General features: G+C 40.1%; 1 protein-coding gene and 1 pseudogene. Both read left to right on the forward strand.

Going from position 1 to position 3,852, the window contains the following annotated elements:
- Positions 1-1,506 precede the first annotated feature (1,506 nt).
- Positions 1,507-2,943 carry a hypothetical protein gene (locus tag UF06_RS09115; RefSeq protein WP_045570172.1) on the forward strand — a complete coding sequence of 479 codons (1,437 nt, stop codon included), beginning with the start codon at positions 1,507-1,509 and terminating at the stop codon, positions 2,941-2,943.
- Positions 2,944-3,526: 583 nt separating this feature from the next.
- A pseudogene (locus UF06_RS09120) lies at positions 3,527-3,724 on the forward strand (GNAT family N-acetyltransferase); the annotation flags it as partial.
- Positions 3,725-3,852: the final 128 nt, after the last annotated feature.

A 3,852-nucleotide genomic window follows, 5' to 3' on the forward strand; every position in this document is an offset into this window, starting at 1 on the left:
TATCCTTTACGACTACATGGTCAAGTGCATGCAGGAGTTAGCGAAAGCGGAACCTGATATCGATGCACTCCTGCCTTGGAACTTCAAACACTAACAATATCGCCCCGTGGGTTCATGGGGCGGATACTGTATTCGGTGCATTTTTGGGTTTTGTTAGCAGTAATAAGTATGAATTTCGTTTAGAGTTTAATCACTTAGATGAAACTGGGGTTCAATGGTTTACAGCGGCGAAGAGTAGAAAATCTAGTGATTACGTTTTGTTCAAAGAGCAAGAAATGGAGTTAAAACGAAAAATCACATAACAAACGGCTCAAGAGGGATTGCCAACGCGTGGCGGCTTTAGTGCAAAATTGAAGTTCAGCGTTTACAGTGTGTTTTTTAAGTTCGGCGGTGCGTTGTCAACCCCTTAGCCGGGCGTTATGTGTTGGATGAGTTTGTAAGGTCAAAGCTACGATTTCATTGATAATTTGTTCCGTGTTTTCGGCAGGTTGGCTTGGTCGAAATGGATTCTTGAACAACCTGAGATTGATCGTTTTCAAGGTTCTTGGGTTGCCTCAATTTAGTTTTGGGTCTGGTTTGTGTTGAATTTTGTCAGTTTAAAATCGCTTTAATTGAAATGTCTTTTTGACTGATTCACTTGCTGAAATTCAGCTCTGAAAGTCTGGTGAAGCAAAAGGTTTTGTTGTGGCTGAAAGGGCGCTTTCTTTGTTGTTGATTCTGTAAGTGGCTCTCTTTGGCTAAGATCTCTGTGAAATTTAGGTTTTGGTAAGCATCGTTTTTGTACGTAACTTATTCAAATCTCTTCATTTCTACGGTGGTTTACTTTGAATTCACGGTAAAATTCACATAACAAGCAATTCAAGTGGATTCTCAACGCGTGGCAGTTTTACTATGCGTTGAGTAAAGTGTTTTATGGTGCAATGCAGCGGCTTGGCCAGTGCGTTGTTCACCACTTAATTGGGCGTTATGCAACTCAGGTAAATTTAGGGGTTCAATCTTTTTGGATTTCTCCGGCCATTCGTTTTGTGTTGTCGGCAAATGAGCATTTTTACCCTAAAATTCGTAGTTCACTCAAGCCGTAAAACAGGCAAGATTCTTTGTTTACCTCAATCAGTTTTAGCGTTGGCTTGCTGCCAATTCAGCGTGCGCAAAGTGTGGAAAGGGCAAGTTTATCGAGCATTTTGTACTTGCTGAAAGTCTTGCTTGTTGAGTTTGTCTCATTCAAAAGCTTGGTTTGTTGTTGAACGGTGGACTTTGTTTTGGCGGCTTATTTATCACGGCTCCTACTTGGGTTGGTTCTTGAATCACTCAACCATTGCAATCGTGGCTTTTGATCGAGTAAAGTTAGTTTATCTTATTGAATTTGCATAACAAACGGCTCAAGAGGGATTGCCAGCGCGTGGCGGCTTTGGTGCAAAATTGAAGTTCAGCGTTTACAGTGTGTTTTTTGAGTTCGGCGGTGCGTTGTCAACCCCTTAGCCGGGCGTTAGGCAAATAGGAGTAACTTTGAGTAAATTCTTTAATTTTGAAATTGATTCTCTTTTCGAACAGCTTGTGGTGTTGCAATTTGTCGAGTATGGTCCGCTTCATCACCCGATAAAGAGGCAGAGCATTAAATATTTGCCTAACGGCAACATTGAGCTAACGACCATATCAAATGGCTCGGCTATTGCTGATGCTGTTGAAGATCAGGCTGGAACGATAAGAGTCAATGATGACAAAGCAATACTAGAGTCATATGACGGAGCAGTTATTGAACTAAGAGGTATTCAGCCGTTTTCGAATACAAGGCAACAAAACTATGCTGCTGGAATTGACGAAATAACTGAGGTTAGTTCTGTTGATGAGCTATATTGCAAATTTAAAGCTCAAAGCATAAGCGATTTTCAAATCGAGTATGTTTCAAATGTAGAATCTGGATATCGTTTCCCTAATCACTTTAGTGTTTCACATACAAAAACCGATGTTATAAAACTTGGTAATGGCGAAAACGAGTTTAATATAGAAGATTCAAGTAATAATAATTCCTCCAGTCGCGCCGCTCTATTTTTAGATATTGAAGGTATTAAACTATATTTAATTTCATTAACTAAGAGCAAGAGTGATAGCAAGATCAATGATGCAGTAATCGTGTATCTAACACCTCAATCTCTAGAGGTGCGCAATAAAATTCGCGACTGTATTGCTTTTGGTCTCGGTAAGCAAATTCACTATCACGGCTATGCCATTTTAAATAGTGATTACAGATACGTTGAGCTCTCATTCAAAGCTAATTACTCTAAAGTGAGAAAAGACTCTTATCATGCGTCAATGCCAGCTCCTTTAGGGCAATCTAATCTTGAATTGGGTCAAATCGAGATGAATAGGCTAGTTAAATCAATGTATGCAAACTATGAAAATTACAACCTAAAGCACGTTCTTTGGGGTTATTGGCATGCTTTAGATGCTCCTATACATATGGCTGGCGTACACTTTGGTGCTTGCATAGAAGCATTCCAATCTGCTTACGTCAGCCAGCATTCTCAAGATTTTCCTAAAAAATTAATTCAAAAATCTGAGTGGAAAATTTTCAGAGAAAAAACACTTGAGGTAGCCAAAGCTTTGAATGTTTCTGAACAAGAATATTCTGTTCTTGTTAATAAAATCAATAATTTAAATCAAACCCCTCAAAGTGTGATATCAGAACGTTTTTTCGAGAATCTTGGTATAGTACTTAGTGCCCTAGAAAAATCTGCATGGAAAGAGCGTAACAATGCCGCGCATGGCAAAGCTGTCGATGAGAATGCGTTTGCAGTTCAAATTAGAAATATCGAAATTTTAAAGTGTTTACTTCATCGAATGTTGTTGATCTCTACGCAGGCATCTGAATATTACTTCGATTATTATAGTATCGGATTTCCAATCAGGTATCTGAATGACTCGATCGTCGAAGAAATCGCCTAACAAACGCTTCAAGAGGGACAGCCAACGCGTGGCATTTTTACTATGCGTTGGTTTTTGTGATTACGGTGTTATGCGGAAAGCTAGTAGTAGCGTTGTCTGCCCCTTAAGCGGGCGTTATGCACTCAGGTAAATTTAAGGGTTCAATCTTTTGGGATTTCTTCGGCCATTCGCTTTGTGTTGTCGGAAAATAAGCATTTTTACCCTCAGATTCGTGGTCAACTCAAGCCGTAAAACAAGCAAAGTTCTTTGTTTGCCTCAATCAGTTTTGGCGCTGGCTTGTTGTCAAACCAGCGTACGCAAAGTGTGGAAAGGGCAAGTTATCCGATCATTTCGCACTTGCTGAAAGCCTTGCTTGGGTTGATTCTTGAATCACTCAACCATTGCAATTGTGGCTTTTGGTCGTGTAAATTCTATTTATCTCATTGAATTTGCATAACAAACGGTTAAAGAGGGACTGCCAACGCGTGGTGGTTTTTGTTCAAATCGGCCTTTGTGATTACGGTTGTTATTTTGAGTTCAGTGTTTTGCGTTGTCAGCCCCTTAACCGGGCGTTATAAGCAAATTCAGCCCCAGAGGATGAAAAATGGAAATCGAGTACAAAGTAAACCATCCAATCTCAGTTGAACAATTCGTGACTTTACTGAAGAAAACTTCATTGGGTGAGCGTCGTCCTTTGGATAATGAGTCAACTATTCAGGGTATGCTCGACAACTCTAATTTAATTGTGTCCGCATGGCTGAACGGTCAACTTGTCGGTGTGGCTCGCTCAGTGACAGATTTTCGGTTCATCCGGAAAATCGATACCTGAATGGCTTTTCTGATACCATATCGCCAAAAATAGCCAGTTAATGTCAACTTCACTTCTTTACCATCGCTTTGGAATACGCGGCCCTTTCCATTATTGCTCTA

Source organism: Vibrio sp. S234-5 (genome assembly GCF_000960595.1).
Lineage (GTDB): Bacteria > Pseudomonadota > Gammaproteobacteria > Enterobacterales > Vibrionaceae > Vibrio.